The sequence below is a fragment of the Paraburkholderia sejongensis genome (genome assembly GCF_020880815.1).
Classification (GTDB): Bacteria; Pseudomonadota; Gammaproteobacteria; order Burkholderiales; family Burkholderiaceae; genus Paraburkholderia; species Paraburkholderia sejongensis.
Map to the genome: position 1 here is coordinate 213300 of NZ_JAJITD010000011.1, position 19195 is coordinate 232494.

At 62.7% G+C, this 19195-nt stretch carries 14 protein-coding genes and 1 pseudogene; 9 read left to right on the forward strand and 6 right to left on the reverse strand.

Going from position 1 to position 19195, the window contains the following annotated elements; all coding sequences use genetic code 11:
• Positions 1-610: 610 nt before the first annotated feature.
• Together LJ656_RS22405 and LJ656_RS22410 are read right to left on the reverse strand one after the other, a co-directional pair.
• Positions 611-1387 carry an AraC family transcriptional regulator gene (locus LJ656_RS22405; protein ID WP_230511606.1) on the reverse strand — a complete coding sequence of 259 codons (777 nt, stop codon included), beginning with the start codon at positions 1385-1387 and terminating at the stop codon, positions 611-613.
• 93 nt (positions 1388-1480) lie between these two features.
• Positions 1481-2356, reverse strand: a complete 876-nt coding sequence (locus LJ656_RS22410; RefSeq protein ID WP_230511608.1) for an NmrA family NAD(P)-binding protein — start codon at positions 2354-2356, stop codon at positions 1481-1483.
• Positions 2357-2709: 353 nt separating this feature from the next.
• On the opposite strand from LJ656_RS22410, the gene LJ656_RS22415 reads away from it, so the two are divergent.
• From LJ656_RS22415 to LJ656_RS22435, 5 genes and pseudogenes are all read left to right on the forward strand, one after another.
• A complete protein-coding gene (locus tag LJ656_RS22415; protein WP_230511609.1) occupies positions 2710-4350 on the forward strand; it encodes a glycoside hydrolase family 43 protein in 1641 nt (546 codons plus the stop codon).
• A 139-nt stretch (positions 4351-4489) separates the two neighbouring features.
• Positions 4490-5746 carry an MFS transporter gene (locus LJ656_RS22420; RefSeq protein ID WP_230511729.1) on the forward strand — a complete coding sequence of 419 codons (1257 nt, stop codon included), beginning with the start codon at positions 4490-4492 and terminating at the stop codon, positions 5744-5746.
• A 109-nt stretch (positions 5747-5855) separates the two neighbouring features.
• Positions 5856-6104, forward strand: a complete 249-nt coding sequence (locus tag LJ656_RS22425; RefSeq protein WP_230511611.1) for a hypothetical protein — start codon at positions 5856-5858, stop codon at positions 6102-6104.
• Positions 6105-6513: 409 nt separating this feature from the next.
• A complete protein-coding gene (locus tag LJ656_RS22430; RefSeq protein ID WP_230511612.1) occupies positions 6514-7671 on the forward strand; it encodes a porin in 1158 nt (385 codons plus the stop codon).
• Between the two features lie 179 nt (positions 7672-7850).
• Positions 7851-9071 (forward strand): annotated as a pseudogene (locus LJ656_RS22435) (NAD(P)/FAD-dependent oxidoreductase); the annotation flags it as partial.
• 104 nt (positions 9072-9175) lie between these two features.
• Here LJ656_RS22435 and LJ656_RS22440 read toward each other — a convergent pair.
• Entirely contained in the window at positions 9176-10492 is a 1317-nt protein-coding gene (locus tag LJ656_RS22440) for an MFS transporter (protein WP_230511613.1), read from the reverse strand.
• A 234-nt stretch (positions 10493-10726) separates the two neighbouring features.
• On the opposite strand from LJ656_RS22440, the gene LJ656_RS22445 reads away from it, so the two are divergent.
• Positions 10727-11671: a LysR family transcriptional regulator gene (locus LJ656_RS22445; protein ID WP_230511614.1), complete on the forward strand. Its 945-nt coding sequence runs from the start codon at positions 10727-10729 to the stop codon at positions 11669-11671.
• 230 nt (positions 11672-11901) lie between these two features.
• Here LJ656_RS22445 and LJ656_RS22450 read toward each other — a convergent pair whose 3' ends face one another.
• Together LJ656_RS22450 and LJ656_RS22455 are read right to left on the reverse strand one after the other, a co-directional pair.
• On the reverse strand, positions 11902-13287 hold the full coding sequence (locus tag LJ656_RS22450) for an MFS transporter (protein ID WP_230511615.1): 1386 nt from the start codon (positions 13285-13287) through the stop codon (positions 11902-11904).
• 88 nt (positions 13288-13375) lie between these two features.
• The gene (locus LJ656_RS22455) at positions 13376-14542 is read right to left on the reverse strand and encodes a M24 family metallopeptidase (RefSeq protein ID WP_230511616.1); all 1167 of its coding nucleotides are present in this window, start codon (positions 14540-14542) and stop codon (positions 13376-13378) included.
• Between the two features lie 198 nt (positions 14543-14740).
• On the opposite strand from LJ656_RS22455, the gene LJ656_RS22460 reads away from it, so the two are divergent.
• Entirely contained in the window at positions 14741-15736 is a 996-nt protein-coding gene (locus tag LJ656_RS22460) for a LysR substrate-binding domain-containing protein (RefSeq protein ID WP_230511617.1), read from the forward strand.
• 138 nt (positions 15737-15874) lie between these two features.
• On the opposite strand, the gene LJ656_RS22465 is transcribed toward LJ656_RS22460, so the two are convergent.
• A complete protein-coding gene (locus LJ656_RS22465) occupies positions 15875-16816 on the reverse strand; it encodes a LysR family transcriptional regulator (protein WP_230511618.1) in 942 nt (313 codons plus the stop codon).
• A 276-nt stretch (positions 16817-17092) separates the two neighbouring features.
• On the opposite strand from LJ656_RS22465, the gene LJ656_RS22470 reads away from it, so the two are divergent.
• Positions 17093-18586, forward strand: coding sequence for a UbiD family decarboxylase (locus tag LJ656_RS22470; protein ID WP_230511620.1), 1494 nt, complete (start codon positions 17093-17095; stop codon positions 18584-18586).
• Positions 18579-19193: a UbiX family flavin prenyltransferase gene (locus LJ656_RS22475; protein WP_230511621.1), complete on the forward strand. Its 615-nt coding sequence runs from the start codon at positions 18579-18581 to the stop codon at positions 19191-19193. The genes LJ656_RS22470 and LJ656_RS22475 overlap by 8 nt, the downstream gene beginning before the upstream one ends.
• The last annotated feature ends 2 nt before the right edge of the window (positions 19194-19195 follow it).

Sequence of the window (19195 nt, forward strand, 5' to 3'; positions counted from 1 at the left end):
TTCTTCTCGGTCTATTAGCGTTGCCCCTGTGCGGGGCGGCACCTACTTTCTTTGCGGCTGCAAAGAAAGTAGGCAAAGAAAGCAGCTTCACACCGCTAGTTCTGAAGTGGGCACCGTAGCCCCTTACCGGTAGTGGTGCATCTGGAGTCCGTGCTTCCGCACACTCCGCGATAGTGACAAAGCCGTCATCAGCTCCCACTCCGCACTGCGTGCGTCGCGGACGGGTCTGCCAGGGAAACCAGGGGGGCGGGAAATAGCGGGCGGTTTTTGAGCGGGGCTTCGGCGCGCGTAGCGCCGCCGGAAGAATGATGGCTTTGTCACTACCGCCGAATGCGCGGGGACACGGATTCCAGATGCACCACTACCGGTGGCCCGCTACGGTTCCCGCTTAAGAACTAGCGGTGTGAAGCTGCTTTCTTTGCCTACTTTCTTTGCAGCCGCAAAGAAAGTAGGTGCCGCCCCGCACAGGGGCAACGCTAATAGACCACCAAGAATTCAAGGAAAGGCCAAAACCAATAGAACACCGAAAAACAGAACACCGAAAAGAACAAACCCACCAAACCAAAAATCAAAAACAGGAACAGAAACAGAAAAACAAAAAACCAAACCCTCACCGAAAATACCGCGCCGGCGTCTCCCCAAACGCCTCCCGAAACACAGCAATAAACGAAGAAACATCACTATACCCAACAGCAACCGCGACTTGCGAAACACTCTCCCCAGCCCCAAGATGCCCAAGCGCAGCCAACAACCGCAATTGCTGCCGCCATTGCCCGAAGGTCTGCCCGGTTTCTCTCGCAAACAATCGCGCCGCGGTACGCGCAGTCACCCCAGCCGCCGCGGCCAACTCCTCAAGCACAAGAGTTTGCGCAGGATTATTACCAAGCGAATCGGCAATCCGTTGAATGCGCGGATCCCGCGGCCAATTCAAACCAAGCGCCGCGCGCGGCAAAATCGCAATGCGATCGAGCAATACCTGCAACAAACGTCGCGCAGGCTCGTCAAGTGAATGCCCAGGCGAAAAATCGGCCGCGGCCGATAACAAAGCCAAGGTGAGCGCATCAGGAATCAACGCCCCCGTCCGCGCAGGCAAAGAATCAACATCGAATCCACGCCCCGCAGCCAAATCCATCGCGACATAGAGCGAATAAAACCTGACACCCCGCTTCGCATGCGAACTGTGCAGCGTATCGGCGACGAGCCACAACGCCCGCCCCGGCGGCACCACCCAGCGGCCGGCTTCGGTCCGCACCGTCAACACGCCGTCGCTCACATGAATCAGCCGCGCGCGCCGGTTGGCGCGCCACGGCTCATCCAGCGCCGGGTGACGCTCGCTCACCACGAACACAGCCCGGTCAGTGCTGTCCGGATCGAAGGCTTCCTTCATCGTGTCTGCCCTCACGCGCGGCTTGCGCGAAGGCAGCAAGATTAGCACGACGCGCAACGCTCATTCGCGATGCCTCCCGCGCCCGGCACCCCTCTATCCGGCCCGCGCAACCAACCCCTCCAACACTTCCCGATACTCCGTCGTCCCCAGCACCCGCTCGTTCACCCCGTCCTCGAAATCGATCCAGCCGGAGTTGAAGCCGTCGAGCATTTCGAGCCGCGGCGCGGGCCAGCGCGTGCCCTGCGCCTGAAACCGCGCTTCCCATTGCTCGCGCGGTACCGGCTGCGCATCGACCGGACGCCCCAGCACGTCGGCAAGCAACGCGGCGATCTCGCGCTGCGTGTAGCGCCGCGGCCCCTCGATCTCGATCACCCGCCGCCCGTGCCACGATTGCGTAAGCGTGCGCCCAATCACGCGACCGATATCCGCGGTCGCCACCATCGGATACGCGCGCTCGAGCGGTTGCAGAAAACTCGGCATCACTCCGGTCTCGCGGGCCGGCGCGATATCCCACAACGAGTTCTCCATGAACCACGCGGGCCGCGCAATTGCGGTCGGCAGCGGTTGCGCCAGCGTGGCCAACGCCTGTTCGAGAATATGCACCTGCGTGATCAAACCAAGCCCCGTTTCGCGCTGGCCGCCCACCGACGACAACGCCACCACTCTCCCCGGCCGCGCCCGCGTCAATGCATCCTTCAGCACGGCCGCCGCCGCGTGCGCGCCCGGATACCCCGGTTCGGGCGCGAAGTCCGGCGCGAGCATCACGAATACGCCGGCCGCGTCCGCGAAGGCCCTGCTCAACGCGTCGGCGTCGTCGAACGACGCGATCGCAATCTGCGCGCCGCGCGCGCGCCACGGCGCGGCCTTGCGTTCGTCACGCATCACAGCTCGCACCGCGTGCCCCGCATCCAGTAACGCGCGTGCCGCCGCGCCGCCCACCTGTCCTGTCACTCCGGTCACTACATACATGCTCGATCTCCTCGATGACGGCCCGTGCCGTGTCGGGATGCATTCTGGGCACGATTGACTCATTTCGCGAGAGCATGCACGTCATTTAAAAAATGACCAAATGGCATTGAAATATTTGTAATGTATTGCGTGCGACATCTGCGATCGGAGCCATTCGCTTCGCCTCTTTCCGCAGCAACCTGCCCGTCTTGCGCGCGAGCCAGTTCTCCGAATACGGGCGCCGCAAGCGAGGGAATACCCTTTGACTACCTCTCTTGAACGAGCGCGAACGCCTGTGCTACATTCAAATTGTTACCGGTAACTTACCGCATTGACTTAATTCATTGACAAATCACGTCAACACTCCTGCCCCAATGAGCATTATTCAAAACCCTGTCCTGCGCGGTTTCAATCCTGACCCTTGCATATGTCGCGGTAAAGATGCGTGGTACATCGCCGTATCGACATTCGAATGGTATCCAGGCGTCCTGATTTACGAATCTAAAGACTTCGTCAACTGGGAGCTGAAGGCGACGCCGCTGGAGCGTCTTTCGCAGTTGAACCTCATTGGGGAACAGCCTTCCGGCGGCATCTGGGCGCCCGCCCTGTCGTATCACGATGGTCTCTACTGGCTCGTCTACACCGACACGAAGGCGTGGAAAGGCGAACAGAAGATCTCGCCGCTGCGCGATATGCACAACTATCTCGTGACCGCGCCGGAGATTACCGGCCCGTGGTCGGAGCCGGTGCATCTCGTATCCGGCGGATACGATCCGTCGTTGTTCCACGACGATACGGGCAAGAAGTGGCTCGCGTATATTCGCCGCGATTTCCGCGGTATTCACGCGGATCTTTTCGCCGGCATCATCGTGCGCGAGTACTCGGTGGATGAGCAAAGGCTGATCGGCGAAGAGCGCGTCATCTATGAAGGCGCAAATCTGCAAACCGACTATTTCATGAAGTGCCAGATCTACGAAGCCCCCCATCTGATGAAGAACGGAGGCTGGTACTACCTGATCACCGCGGAAGGCGGAACCGGTTATACGCATGCGACGTGCGTATCGAGGTCGCGCGATATTTTCGGGCCCTACGAGTTTCATCCGCAAACGCCGATGCTGACTTCGCGCGACGCGAACGGAAGAATCCAGCGCACCGGCCACGGCAATCTGGTCGAAGGTCCGCATGGTCAGTGGTATATGACGTACCTCGGTTCCCGCCCGATCGACGCGCAGACGAAACGCTCGCCGCTGGGCCGCGAGACTTGCATCGCATCGATCGAATGGCGCGACGGCTGGCCCTGTCTCACCGGATCAGGTGTGATTCCGTCGGAATCCTTCACGGTCGAATCGACTGTCGAACAGAATCTCGATAGCAGCTGGCACGTCGATTTCGGCCGCTGCACGACGCTGCCGCTGGAGCTGCAAAGTCTGCGCGCGCCGAAGAGCGATGCGTGGTGCAATCTGAACGAGCGCCCCGGCTACCTGCGCATACGCGGCCAGGAGTCGCCGACGTCGCGCTTTCATCAAAGCCTGCTCGCGTGCCGCGTGCGCGACTGGCAAGTCGAAGTCGAAACGGCGCTGGAATTCTCGCCCAGTTCGTATCTGCATATGGCGGGACTAATGGCGCGATACGACGAAAGCACGTTCTATTACCTGTTCATCACCCGCGACGACGACGGCACGAAAATCCTCTCCTACATGGAGATGGATGCGGGCAGCTTCGCCTATAACAACCGTCTCGCCGTACTGCCGGAAAACGGCGAGACCGGCCTGCGATTGCGCGTCGAGGACACTAAGCTGCGCTTCTCCTATCGCACGGACGACGGCGCGTGGACAGAACTCGGTCTGGAAAAAGATTTCACCAAACTGAGTGACGAATATGCGACTCCGATCGGTTTCACCGGAGCATTTATCGGAATCACGGCCAACGACATGCTCGGCTTTCGCGAGCCGGCTGACTTCAGATTTTTCTCGTATCGCCAGTTGCCCGCCCAAGACGCTAATTCCCGCAGTTAGCAACGCCCCTTCGAAGTTCGCATCAAGCCTGCGCCCGTCGATCTGCAAGATCGCGGGCGAGTGCTTCAAAAAAACAGATCTAGGAGACGCAATGAGACGAAAAATCGTCGGTTTGAGATGGTGGATCATCGGGACCGTGATGCTCGCTTCATGCCTGAACTTTCTCACCCGAAGCACGCTTGCGGTCACCGCTCCAACGCTCACCCACGAGTTGCATCTGACCGCGCAGCAATACTCTTATGTGCTGAGTGCGTTTACCGCCACGAACGCGCTGCAGCCGATCACCGGCTATATCATCGATGTGATCGGACTGAAGGCGGGCTTCGCGCTGTTCTGCTGCGCGTGGTCGCTGGTCACGATGTCTCATGGTCTGGTCCATTCGTGGCAGGGGCTGGCGGTGGCGCGAGGGCTCCTCGGGCTGCCGGAGGGCGCGGTCCATCCCGCCGGCATGAAAGCCACCTCGCAGTGGTTTCCCGCGAAAGAACGCGGGCTGGCCGGCGGCATCTACAACATCGGCGCATCGTTGGGTTCGATGCTCGCGCCGCCGCTGGTCGTCTGGGCCACGCTGTTCTACAACTGGCAGTTCGCGTTCGTGGTCACCGGTGGGCTCGGCTTCATCTGGCTGGCGCTGTGGCTATGGCTGTACGACTCTCCGGAGAAGCATCGGGCGATTTCCGCCGATGAGAAGGAATACATCCTTTCCGGCCAGGAAAAGCATTTGCAGGCGAGCGCCGCGCGACCGTCCCTTTTCTCGATCGTCCGCCAACGCAATTTCTGGGGGATCGCGCTGCCGCGCTTTCTCGCTGATCCGACGTGGGTCACGCTCAGCTTCTGGATTCCGCTCTATCTCAGCACCGTACGGCATATGGATCTGAAGCAGATCGCGATGTTTGCATGGTTGCCGTTCCTCGCGGCGGACATCGGCAGCGTTTTCGGCGGAGCGCTCGTCGGCGCGCTGCTCAAGTACACGCGGCTGAGCGTGGTCAACGCGCGACGCTGCGCGTTTACATTCGGTGCGTTGTTGATGTTGCCGGTGCCGCTCGTCGGCTTTGTCGAGCATCCGTTGACCGCGATCGCACTGCTTTGCCTGGGTGGCTTTGCTCATCAGACCTTGTCCGTGACGGTTATCACGATGTCGAGCGATCTGTTCCGCAAAAACGAGGTTGCAACGGTCACGGGCTGCGTGGGAATGGTGAGCGCGATCGGCCAACTGTGCTTTACGTTGGTCGTTGGAGCGGTCGTGAGTCAGGTGGGCTACCGGCCGATTTTTATTCTTCTGGCCGTATTCGATCTGATTGGCGCGGCGGTACTGTGGAGCTTCGTGCGCGCCAAAGTGTATGAGAAGAGTACTTCGGCGCGTGCGCCGGAAACCGCCGCGGCACTTCGCGAGCAGTAGCAGTAGCAGTAGCAATAGCCGGCCGCTGGGAAACCGGCGGCGGCAACCACGCCGCCCGCATCGTGGCTGCCATCGGTGCCGCCTCGCACATATCTGCGCGGGCGTTTCGATGAATCGACAAGCATTCATCCACCGCGATCCACCGCGCTCAAATGTTTTTGAGCCGCGCGGCGAAACACTCTCGCACACTTTCCTGCTCCTCTCCCGCCCGATCGCCGTGCACCACTGGCCGCAATGCGTCGTCTTCGACGCGACCGGCCCGCGTGCCGCTTTCTCCCAATCAGCATGGGCCTCGACGTTCGCGGACGGCTCGCCGCCCGGTTCGAGCGACCGCCCGGCGATGTCCGCGTTGCCGTAGTCGGGCGTTTTGGAGCAGCGCCATCGCTGCCCGTTAAGGCTATGATCCCGACCTTCGAACGCGCGTAGAACGCTTCGACGGTCGCACGGTTCATGGCAACAACATTCACGCCGCCGGCGGCCAAGCCGGCCTTGTCGATCGTTCTGGCGATTTGAAACGCGACGCATGCTGCCGCGCCGATCGCCACACGCCGCAACGCGGGGTTTTCTCGCGGCGTATCACCCGGCACTCATTCGAAAAAATAACGTTTATCAAAGGATCGATCTCACACGCGTTTCCTGTGCGGACTAGCACAATCCGGCCTTCGCGCGCCACCAGCGGCACCGTCCGCAGCGGCGAGCGCCTTTCGCTGCGCCCGGTCGATAAAGGCCGCCGCGCGCCCCTTCCCTCTCAACCTCTGGAGACCTCCTTGAAAAAAACTCGCCTTGCCTGCACCGCATTCGCCGCGTGCGTCTCGCTGGCCGCGCCCAGCGCTTTTGCCCAGAGCAGTGTGATCCTCTACGGCGTACTCGATCAGGGAATCAACTACACCAACAACGCGGGAGCCGGTGCGGTGTGGGAAATGGCGAGCGGCTACGCGCAGGGCAGCCGCTGGGGGATTAAAGGCGCGGAAGATCTGGGCGGCGGCGTAAAAGCGATATTCCAGCTGGAAAATGGCTTCGACGTAAGTTCGGGCCGCTTCTTCCAGGGCGACCGTCTGTTTGGGCGCCAGGCGTATCTGGGAATCCACGACGAGCGTTTCGGTACGCTCACGCTCGGGCGCCAGTACGACTCGGTGGTCGACTATCTCGCGCAGACCACCGCGAACGGCAACTGGGCGGGCTTCATGTTCTCGCATCCGTACGACAACGACAACACCGACAACTCTTTCCGTCTCGGCAATAGCGTGAAGTACGCGAGCCCGAACCTCGCTGGCTTTCAGTTCGGCGGCGTCTACAGCTTCAGCAACGATACGAACTTCTCGAATAATCGCGCATACAGTTTCGGCGGCCAGTATGAGAACGACGGCCTGCTGATCGCAGCCGCGTATCTGCAGGCGAACAATCCCGGTGCGGGCTCGATCGGCGCGATCACGGCGAACGATGCGAGCTTTATCGCCGCACGCATGCGAATCTTCGGCGCCGGCATCAACTACGCGTTCGGATCCGCCACCGTCGGGTTCAGCTACACGAATTCGAACTACAAGGATCCGACCGGCAACAACTATATCGGCATCCCACTCGCCGCGCCCGGCGTCAAACTGAGCACGCTGAAATACCAGAACTTCGAAGTCAACGGCAAATACGAATTCACGCCGGCATTCTTCGTCGGCGCGCAGTACGTGTACACGATGCAGAACTACGAATCTTCGTTGGGCAACGTGCGTCCGAAGATCCACTCGGTCGGACTGATGGCGGACTACCACCTGTCCAAGCGCACGGATGTCTATGTGCAGGGCGTCTATCAGAAGGTCGCGGGCGACTCGACCCAATCGATTCTCGATAACGCATTTATTCTCGGCACGCGCGCCCCGTCTTCGACGGACAATCAGGTCGCCGTGCGGGTCGCGTTGCGGCATAGCTTCTAACGTGCTGAGCCGATTTCTCTGGATGCACCCGTCGGGATCAGGAAAGCCGGTTCCGCTGCACTTCGAGCACAATGGCTCTATACAGAAGCCATCCGGAGAATTGCATGGAAATGAACAAGCCCGCGGCTGAACGGGTTGCCGCCTCGGAAACCACGCACGACGCACTCATCGTCACCCGACACGACGTCGTCATCGTCGGAGCCGGCGCGGCCGGAACCGCGGTGGCCGCGAGCCTGCTCGCTCGCGATCGCAGCCTCGACATCGCGGTGATCGAGCCCGCCGACGCTCACTACTATCAGCCGGGATGGACGATGGTGGGCGCCGGCGTTTTCAACGCGCGGAGCACGGTCCGCGAAATGCATCGCGTGTTGCCCCGTGAACTGAACTGGGTCAAGGCTTGTGTGACGGCGTTCGATCCGGCCAACGATCTGGTCATTCTCGAAGGACGCCAGGCTATCAGGTACCGGCAACTGGTTGTTTGCCCGGGCCTGAAACTCGACTGGGACGCAGTCCCCGGCTTATCGGAAAGCCTTGGACGCCACGGCGTGACATCCAATTATCGATACGATCTCGCGCCCTATACCTGGCAACTCGTGCGCGAACTCAAAAGCGGCCGCGCGCTGTTCACCCAGCCGCCGCTGCCGATCAAATGCGCGGGCGCGCCGCAAAAAGCGATGTATCTGTCAGCCGACCACTGGCAACGCACAGGCCGACTCGACCGGATAGACGTGAAGTTCTTTAACGCGGGCGACGTGTTGTTCGGCGTCGCGGCCTATGTGCCCGCGCTGATGGAGTACATCCACCGCTATCACATCGACCTGAACTTGCGCTTCAATTTATGCGCGATCGACGGACCGCGAAAACTCGCGACGTTCAATCGCAAGCTCGATGACGGAACCACCGAAACGGTCACTCGCGAATTCGACATGATTCACGTGGTGCCTCCACAAAAAGCGCCGGACTTCATTCGCAACAGTCCGCTGGCCGATCAGGCGGGCTGGATCGATGTGGACCCGGCTACGTTACGCCACCGCCATTACGCGAATATCTTCGCGCTCGGCGACGCCGCGAACACGACCAATGCGAAGACGGCGGCCGCTGCCCGCAAACAGGCTCCGGTCGTCGCGCACAATCTTCTGGTCGCGCTAGGGAAAGCGGAGAATCGCGCGGAGTACGATGGCTATGGATCGTGTCCGTTGACGGTCGAGCGCGGCAAAATCGTGCTCGCGGAATTTCTCTATGGCGGCAAAGTTGCGCCCACCTTCCCGAAGTGGCTGGTCGACGGCCAGCGTCCGTCGCGTCTCGCATGGCTGCTGAAAGAGCGAATCCTCCCGCCGCTCTACTGGCACGCGATGCTCAAAGGGCGTGAATGGCTCGCGAAGCCGAAGCTGGTTCGTTAGTTCGGCTCGCCCTCGCTACCATTCACCCGGTATGCCGGCGCGGCAGCGTATCGGGTCCCGTGCCGTCGCGAGATGCACGGGACCCGAGCGCCGGGAGCGGCTTTTCAGGGCGAAGGCTTCGCAAGCGCGACGCGCACCACAAAGGTCACGGCCACGGCGACCACCAGCATGGCGGCGAGAAAGTACAGTCCTGCCGCAAGGCTGCCCGTCGCATCCTTGATGAGGCCGATGCCATAGGGTCCGAGATACCCGCCCAGGTTCGCGAGCGAGTTGATCGTCGCTATGCCGACAGCGGCACTGGCGCCGCTCAGGAACTGACCTGGCAGGGACCACACGATCGGTTGGGCGGCGTAGATCGCGAAGGCGCTCAGACAGATGAAGAGGAACTGCATGGTCGCATTGTGCGACCATGCGCTCGCGGCGAGCGTGAGCGCCGCAAAGGCCGATAGCGCCGCGATATGCCAGTAGCGCTCGCCTCTGCTGTCCGAATGACGCGGCACGGTGATCAGGCCCACGATCGCGAACAGATACGGCACGGCAAACAGCAGCCCCGTCGTCGAATCGCTGACCCCGAAGGACTTGATGATCGTCGGCAGCCACAAGGACAGGCCATAGATCGACAGCGGAAACGGCAGGAACAGCAGCGCCAGCAGCAGCACGCGCCGGTCCTTCAGCGCGGCGAGCGGATTGCCGTGCCGCTTCAGTTTATGCGCGGCGTCATCGGCCGCCAGCTCGCGGCTGATCCACCTGCGATCCGCCGGTGAGAGCCATTTCGCATCGGCCGGTGTTTCGGGCAACACGCGCAACGTCGGCCACGCGAGCAGCACGGCGGGCAGGCCGCTCACGACGAAAAGCGTCTGCCAGTTGGACATGCCGAACGCGCCCTCGGTCGACAGCAGCCAGCCGGCCAGCGGCCCGGCGATGATGCCGGAAATCGGCTGCGCCAGCACCAGCAAGCCAATGATCCGCGCACGCTGGCGCAGCGGGAACCACCTCGTCAGGAAGTACAGGATCCCGGGATAAAGCCCGGCTTCCGCCGCGCCGAGCAGAAAGCGCAGTGCATAGAAGCTCAATGGTCCGCGCGTGAGTGCCATCGCCATCGTGATGACGCCCCAGGTCACCATGATGCGCGCGAACCACACGCGCGCGCCGAAACGGTCGAGCGCGAGATTGCTCGGGACTTCACACAGAAAATAGCCGATAAAAAACACGCCCGCGCCGAGGCCGTAGGCGGCGTCGGACAGTCCGACGGCGGCATTCATGTGCAGTTTCGCGAAGCCGACCACGGTCCGGTCGATATACGCCACAACATAGATCAGCGCGAGAAACGGAATCAGCTTGCGGGTGAGCATGCCGATAATGCGCCGCTCGTCGCGCTCTTCGGCGACCTCGCGAGCGATGCCGGCGTGGGTGTCGTTCATTCTTGTCTCCAACGTGTTTTTTTAGGTTATGTGAGCCGGTGAGGATGACGACGGCATCGATGGAATTACGGTGAATGGGGTCTTCGACATCCATTGCGGCGAGATCGCGCGACAGCATCGCGGTCGGGTGCCGGCCAGGTCAATGTCGTTTCGCTGGAAGTGTACGGATGCTTTCGATAACATACCAATGAAGAATCAGGCCTTATCAATATTCATCTGGATATCGATTCAACCGTGAGTGGGCTGTCTCCGTGGTACATCCGCACGCGTCTGAAGACGCGGCACCTGCTGCTGCTCGTCGCGCTGACGGACGAGGGCAACGTACATCGCGCGGCCGCATCGCTCAACATGACGCAGCCGGCGGCGTCGAAGCTCTTGCGCGAACTGGAGGACATGCTGGGGACGGCGCTGTTCGAACGGCTGCCGCGCGGGATGCGCCCCACGCTCTATGGCGAAACATTGATCCGCCACGCGCGCTCGGTGCTTGGCAGCCTCGATCAGGCGCAGCAGGAGATCGAAGCGCTGAAGGTGGGCACGCTCGGCGCGGTCGCGGTAGGCGCGATTACGTCGCCGGCGGTGAATCTACTGCCGTTCGCGGTCGCGCGTGTCAAGGGCGCGCATCCGGGCATCCGGGTGGCGGCGGAGGTTGAAAACAGTAACGTGCTGCTGGAGCGGCTCGCGCAAGGCAAGCTCGATTTCGTCATCGCGCGTCTTTCCGCCGAGCACGACACGCTCGCACTGCGTTACGAACCGCTCGCGGATGAAACAGTGTGCGCGGTCGCGCGGCTCGGGCATCCGCTATTCGAAGCGAAACGACTCACCCTCGCAGACCTCGAAAAGGCCGCCTGGATCGTTCCGCCGGTCGGCAGCGTGCTACGGCATCGTTTCGATCTGATGTTCCAGCGGGCCAGCCTGCTGCCGCCGTCCAACGTCGTGGAAACGTCGGCAATCATGCTCATCACGCGTCTGATCGAACAAAGCGACATGCTGGCCATTCTCGCTGCCGAGGTCGCGGATTACTATGCCGCTGCCGGGGTCATTGCGACATTGCCGCTCGACATTCCCTGCACGATGGATGACTTCGGCATCATCACGCGCAACGACCGCTTCCTCACTCCGGCCGCACAACTTCTGGCAGACGCGCTGCGAGAGACAGCGCTGCAGTCGCACCTGCGTTAGCAGCCTGGTCCCGTTCGTCTCGGTGCTGCCGATCTCGATCGCGCGCAGCCAGGCGATACGAGCGAACATGCGGGTGCTGCCGTTGCCGGCGATCGAGCCGCTGGGCGAAGTCATCGCGCACGCGCGCGCGGATGTCGGCGGCCCTGCCACGGAACTGTTCGTCTAATGCCTCGTCGAGGCGTCCGGTGAGTTGACGAACGAGTGATGTGCGCAACCGGATAGATTGGCGCTCAGCGCGACAGCGGATGCGGCGAGTGCGCGGACGCACGCCCGCCCAGCGCTGCGGCCACCTCGTCTTCCGGCTCCGCGGACAGATCCCGCTTGAAAGTCTCAGCGAGGAAGAACGCGCACACCAGGCTCAGCAACGCCGTCGCCGCGATATAGATCGAAATGGGCAACGTCTGGCCGTACGTCGCGAACAGATAGGTGGCGATCAATGGCGTCGGTCCCGACGTGATGATGCCGGCGATCTGATAAGGCAGCGAAGCACCCGTATAGCGCACTCGCGTCCCGAACAGTTCCGCAAACCACGTCGATTGCACGCCGTACACCGACGCCTGGCTCAACGCGATACCGCAGACGTACGCCACGAAAATCAAGCTCGGATTGCGAGTCTCCAGCAACGGAAAGAACGCGAATCCATAGATCGCCACGAACACCGCGCCGAGCATGAAGACGGTCCGGCGTCCAACCCTGTCCGACAGCCTGCCGAACAGCGGCAGCGTGATCAGCGCGAACCCGCAGCCCACGATGATGGCATTGAGCAGGAGTCCACGCGACAAGCCGAGCCGCGTCGTTCCGTACACCAGCACGAACACGTTGATCACGTTGAAGGTGATGTCGACCGCGAAGCGCGTGCCGATCGTCAGCACGAGATCTTTCGGATGCCGGCGCAGCAATTCGATCAGCGGCGCCTTCACGACCTGCTTGCTCGCCTTGATCTGTTCGAATACCGGCGACTCCATGACGCGCAGGCGGATGAACAGGCCGATCGCGATCAGCGCGACGCTCAACAGGAACGGCAGGCGCCATCCCCATGAATAGAACGCGTCCGACGGCAGACTCGAGACGGCCTTGAACACCGCGGTCGAGAGCATCAGTCCGAGCGGCACGCCCAATTGGGGGAACGCGCCGAGGAAACCGCGTTTGCTCGCCGGCGCGGTTTCGACCACCATCAGCACCGCCCCGCCCCATTCGCCGCCGACACCAAGCCCTTGCAGGAAGCGCATGGCGACCAGCAGGATCGGCGCCCAGACGCCGATCGTCGCGTAAGTCGGCAGCAGGCCGATCACGAAGGTGCCGACGCCCATGATCGTCAGCGTCGCGACGAGCGTCGCCTTACGTCCGATGCGATCGCCGAAGTGCCCGAAAAACACGGCGCCGAACGGCCGCGCGAGATAGCCGACCGCAAAACTTCCGAACGCCGCGATAGTGCCGACCACCGGATCGAACGACGGGAAGAATAGCTTGGCGAACACCAGCGCCGAAGCGGTGGCATAGAGAAAAAAGTCGTACCACTCGATGGCGGTCCCGACCACCGAGGCGACCAGCACACGCTTGACGGCCGACCGGCTGATAGCCGGCGCGTTGCCGGACGAAATGGGCGATGTATTCATGTCTCCTCCCTTCTCTGGGAATCTATATTTGAGCTGCTGCGTGTCGGCGGCGCGGGTTCGCGCGCACGTTACGCGACGTTCATTGGGCTCACCAGTGCAATTCCATCGGGAACTGGTCGAGCGTTTCGACGCCGCCCGAGGTTAGCCGCACGATACGTTCCGTGCGCAAACCGCCGACGTTCGGCACCGTGATCGTCGCCTTCAGCGTAAAGACCATGTTTTCCTGCAGCACGGTCCGGTTGCCGGGCCCGATCCATGGCGCTTCTTCTTCCGGGTCCATGCCGGTGCCGTGACCGGTGCCATGGCCACGCGCCTCGCTCGAGTATTGCTCGTAGTTCGATTTCACCAGCGCCTGCTGGATCACCGCGTTCAGTTCCATGGCCGCCATGCCGGGACGCGCGGCGGCCAGCCCCGCTTCGACCGCGCGCGCCGCTGCCGCGACGATCGCCCTCTTCTCGGGATTGGCCGGACCGTAGGTGAAACCGCGTCCGCCATCGGCCACGTACCCACGATAACGCGCACCGATGTCGGTCATCACGAGCTCGCCCGGTTGCAGGATGCGGTCGGTGGGGCGCGCGAGGTTATAGGCCGAGCGCGGACCGGATTGCACCATCGAATCGAACCCGGTCCGCTCCGCGCCGCCCGCGAGCATCGCGCGGTCGGCGATTAGAGCGAGTTCGCGCTCGGTGTAGGGACGGCCGTCGGCGAGCGCGTCGCGAATCGCAGCCATCGCCGAATCGGTCAAGGCCGCGGCTTTGCGCATCAGCGCGACCTCGGCCTCGCTCTTGATCGCCTTGATTTCGGCCAGCACCATCGTCGGTTCGAGCTTCAGTTCGCCGAGACCGGCGTTCAGGCGCTGCAACAGGTCGGCGGGGATATAGGCGGCGCCCGCGAGGCCCACCTTGCCGCCGCGGTGCCGCGCCGAAAATAGCTGCACCTGTTGCGTCACTTCACGCAGACTCCGCACTTCGAAGGCGGTCACGCTCGTCGCGTAATCGAAGCATTGATCCGACACGAACAGCACGGGGTCGCCGTCCACCGGCAGCAGCAGGATCGCGTTCGCAATGTCCGATACGCCGTCGAGCGGGCGAAATTCGGTGAAGTAGCCGATGTTCGCGCCACGCCAGCAATCGCCGAATGCAAGCAGGCCGACGAGGCCCGCGTTGTCGAGCGCGCTGCGCACCTTGGCGACGCGGCCGAGGAATTCGTCGGTAGTGATGCCTTCCGGCGGAATGTCTGCAGTACGGATGTTCATTGCCTGTCGTCTCCTAATGCGGCTGCATGCGCGGCTGCATGCGCGGATGCCGGATGCAGCCCGGCTAGTTACCCCTGATGGGAAGCCGCCCGCCTTGAAATGGAGGGCGTGTGCTGCATGGTAGGACCGTCCGATATGCTTTAATAATGAAAAATTACGCAAAATCTATATCGATACGGAATACGTGGAGGCGAGCTCATGACCTCGGCACTTGAACCGGACAACGGCACGCAAGCCATCGCAGCGGGCCGCTTCGACCCCACGCGCCTGAAGACGCGCCAATTGGCGCTGATCGTTCAGCTCGACACCCATCGCTCGGTATTGCGTGCGGCGGACGCCGCGCACATGACCCAACCCGGGGCGACCAAGTTGCTGCGGGAACTGGAGGAGACCATGGGTGTGCCATTGTTCGAACGGCATCCGCGCGGCGTCGAGCCGACCTGGTACGGCGAGGTGCTGATCCGCCATGCGCGCAGCGTGCTGGCGGAGTTGCGGCACGCGTACGACGAAGTGTCCGCGCTCAAAGCTGGCCTGACCGGGCAGGCGATGATCGGCACCGAGGTCACGGCGGCCACCAACCTCGTGCCGAAGGCCGTGGCGCTACTCAAGAAGCGCTTTCCGCAGATTCGCATCAACATCGAGATGGAGTTCAGCGAGGTGCTGGTGCAGCGTTTGCAGGAAGGCAAGCTGGATATGATCGTCGCGCGAATCCGCAATCCAGACGATCTGGCGGAACTGCACTACGCCCCGCTCGCGGAAGCACAGCACGCGCTATTCGCACGCGTTGGCCATCCGCTCGCGAGGCGCAAGACGCTGACCTGGAACGAACTGGCGCCGCAAACGTGGATCCTGCCGCCGAAAGGCAACGTGATGCGCAATCAGCTCACGCAACTGTTTCTCGAACGGCAGCTCGCGTTGCCGACGGATGTGGTCGAGAGCTCCTCGCTGCCGGTCATCACGAGTCTGCTGCAAATGAGCGATATGATCGCGCCGCTCGCGCGCGAGCCGGTGCGGCCGTACTGCATTGCCGGCGCGCTCGAAGCGCTGCCGTTCGAACTCGATCTGAAGCTCGGCCCGGCGGGCATCGTCACACGGCGCGGCGACAGGCTCTCGCCGGGTGCGCGGGCGATGCTGCAAGCGCTGCGCGAGGCCGCCGGATTCGACACTGAAGGCCCCGACGCCGGCAACGGCTGACATACCGCGACGGGACCCGGCGCAGGCCGTCCGCCGCGACGCCTGCGCCGGGCTCCGGTATCGCGATGGTTGACAGCGTGCCGACGCTGTCGCCGTTGGGCGTGCCGCACCAAGCGCCGACAACCCAGTGTCGTGCGTTCATGCCGAACGTTCCCCGGTGGTGTGTGAGCGCTCGTCGCCCGACAGGTTCGACGCGCGGTGCAATTCGTCGCCGATGATCTCGATCAGTGCTTCCGCCGCCGCGCTCAACGGGCGGCGCGGATGACTCACGCAGACAATGTGCCGCACGATGCGAGGCGCCAGAATCGGGCGCGCGCGCAACGTGCCGTGCCGCGCGGCGCGCTCGACAACGATGCGCGGCAGGATCGTCGCGAAGCGCGTGTGCTCGACGAGCTTGAGAATCGTCGAAAGCACGTCGATCTCGAAGCGCGGCGCGAGCAGAACGTCCTCGTGCTGCGCGGCGCTGTCGAGCACGCCGCGCAGGCCGTTACGTTTGGTGGGCAGCACGAGTTCCAGTTCGGGCAATCGCGCGAGTTCGATTGCATGCGGCAAGTCGGGGCCGTGCGCGGCGCTGGTGGCAAGCACCATCTCTTCGTCGAGCAGCGGGCGCGAATCGAGCGAAAGGCGCGCGCGCGGCTTGTTGATGAGGGCCGCATCGAGCTGCCCGCCCGCCACCCAGTCGATGAAGGTCGCGCTGTAGCCATCGGCGACAGTGACTTCGACATCGGGATAACGCGCGTGATAGCGCGACAGCGAATCGGCAAGCACGCTTTCCGTCACCGATGCGATTAGCCCGATGCCGACGTGCCCCGTCACCACTTCGTCGCGCTGCACGAGTTGCTGGCGCGCGTGGGCAAGGTCGCGCACGATCGGTAAAAACAGGCGGTACATCAGCCGTCCCGCGGCGGTCGGCGCCATCCCGTGTGCGCCGCGCTCGAACAGCTGTTGATGCAATTCGTCCTCGAGCCTCGCGATCTGCATGCTCAAAGCCGGTTGCACGATGTTCAGCCGCTTCGCGGCACGCGTGACCGAGCCGTCTTCGAACAGCGCGATGAAGTACTGGATTTGCTTGAGGTCCATTTTTTCTCAAGGCATCAGAGACGCTAATACTCCGTGTCGCCATTATCATCCCGCTTCTCGCATACAGGCAGGACACCGGTTTTTCATGCTCCTGCTGCTCGGGCATGTTGAGCGGGACATTGATACGGAATGCCAGGAACGCTGTCATCCGGGGGAACACCGATATAAGCATCAATGATCTCGCGCATCAAAAAACGGTATTAGAACTTATGGGGTGATCTCGCTACGCTTCATCCAAGGCGCTTGCCACGGCAGCGCGCACAGATGGAGACGCTGATGAACACACGCGATGCCGCACCGCACGGCATTCCCTCATTGACCTGGGCACCGGATCACGCCGACACCGGCTCGCTGTCGCTGCGCGACTGGCTCGCGCATCTCGCGAAAACCGGCCGTGTCGCGACGATCGACCAGCCCGTCGCGCTCGAACACGAACTCGCCGCGATTGCAAAGCGCCTCGACGGCGAACGAGCCGCTTTTTTCACGCAGCCGCATGGACATGCGATGCCGGTCGTGAGCGGCTTCATGTCGAAGCGCGCGTGGATCGCGGAAGCGATGGGCGTCGATGAACCGGCGTTGCTCGCGCGTTTCTCCGCTGCGGCCGCGGCGCCGCTCGCAGCGAAACTGATTGAACGTGAAGACGCGCCCTGTCAGCAAGTGGTGCATACGAGCGGCATCGATCTGCACGCGCTGCTGCCCATTCCCACGCACAGCGAACACGACAACGGCCCATACATCACCGCCGGTCTCGTGATCGCGCGCAATCCGCGCACCGGCGTGCAGAACGTCTCGATCAACCGCATTCAGGTGCACGGCCCCGATCGCATGGCGATCCTGCTGCTGCCGCGTCATCTCTATGCGTTCCAGCGCGAAGCGGAAGCCGCGGGCGATGCGCTCGACGTCGCCATCGTGATCGGCGTCGATCCCCTGACGATGCTCGCGTCGCAAGCGATCACGCCGATCGATCACGACGAACTCGACATCGCGGGCGCGCTGCGTGGTGCGCCTCTGCCTGTCGCGCGATGCGTGACGAACGGCGTGCACGTGCCGGCGTTCGCGGAGATCGTCATCGAAGGGCGCATTCTGTCCAACGTGCGCGAGCCGGAAGGTCCGTTCGGCGAATTTCCGAAGTACTACAGCGCGAAGGAAGCACGCGAAGTCATCGAAGCGACGGCCGTCACGCATCGGCGCGATCCGATCTTTCATACGATCGTGCCCGCTGAAATGGAGCATCTGCTGCTCGGCGCGATTCCGCGTGAAGCCACGTTGCTCGCGCATCTTCAGCGTAGTCATCCGGCCGTGAAGGACGTGCATCTGTCGGTGGGCGGCGTGTGCCGCTATCACCTGTGCGTGCAGTTCGACAAGAAACGCGAAGGCGAAGCGAAGAACGTGATCCTGTGCGCGTTCGGCGCGCATTACGACATCAAGCAGGTCGTTGTCGTCGACACCGATGTGAACGTGCACGATCCCGCCGAAATCGAATGGGCGATCGCGACGCGCTTCCAGGCGGACCGCGATCTCGTCGTGATAGCAGGCGCGCAAGGCTCGCCGCTCGATCCGTCGACGACGGTCGGTCAGCCCGCCGATGCGCCGGCGCATCTGCAAGGCGTCAGCGCGAAGATGGGCCTCGATGCGACGCGCCCCGTCGTCTATCCGGCGCATGTGTTCACGCGCGTGCGCATCCCGGGGCAAGACACGGTCAACCTGCAAGCACTCGTCGCCGCTGACAACAGCGCGTTCGACGCCTATCTGTCGCGCGATCATGGCTGAACGAAACAAACGCATCGTCGTCGGCATGTCGGGCGCAAGCGGCGCGGTGATCGGCGTGCGTTTGCTCGCCGCATTGCGCCGGCTCGGCACGCACGAGACGCATCTGATCGTGTCGTCGTCGGGCGCGCTCACGGCCGCACAGGAACTCGGTCTCGCGCGTGGTGATTTCGAAGCCGCCGCCGATGTCGTGCACAACGTGCGCGAGATCGGCGCGGCCGTGGCAAGCGGATCGTTTCTGAGCGAAGGCATGGTGATCGCGCCGTGTTCGATGAAAACGCTCGCGGGTGTCGCGAACGGCTTCGCGGACAACCTGCTGACGCGCGCCGCCGACGTGATGCTCAAGGAGCGCCGCCGCCTCGTGCTGGTCGCGCGCGAAACCCCGCTCAATCTCGCGCATCTGCGCAACATGACGCTCGCGACGCAAATGGGCGCGATCGTGATGCCGCCGGTGCCGGCGTTTTACGCGCATCCGCAGACTATCGACGACGTGGTCGATCACACGGTCGGGCGCATTCTCGATCTGTTCGGCATCGAGCACGACGAAATCAAGCGGCGCTGGAGCGGTCTCGCCGATGAATTCGGCAGCCGCGCCGCACGTGAGGAGTAACG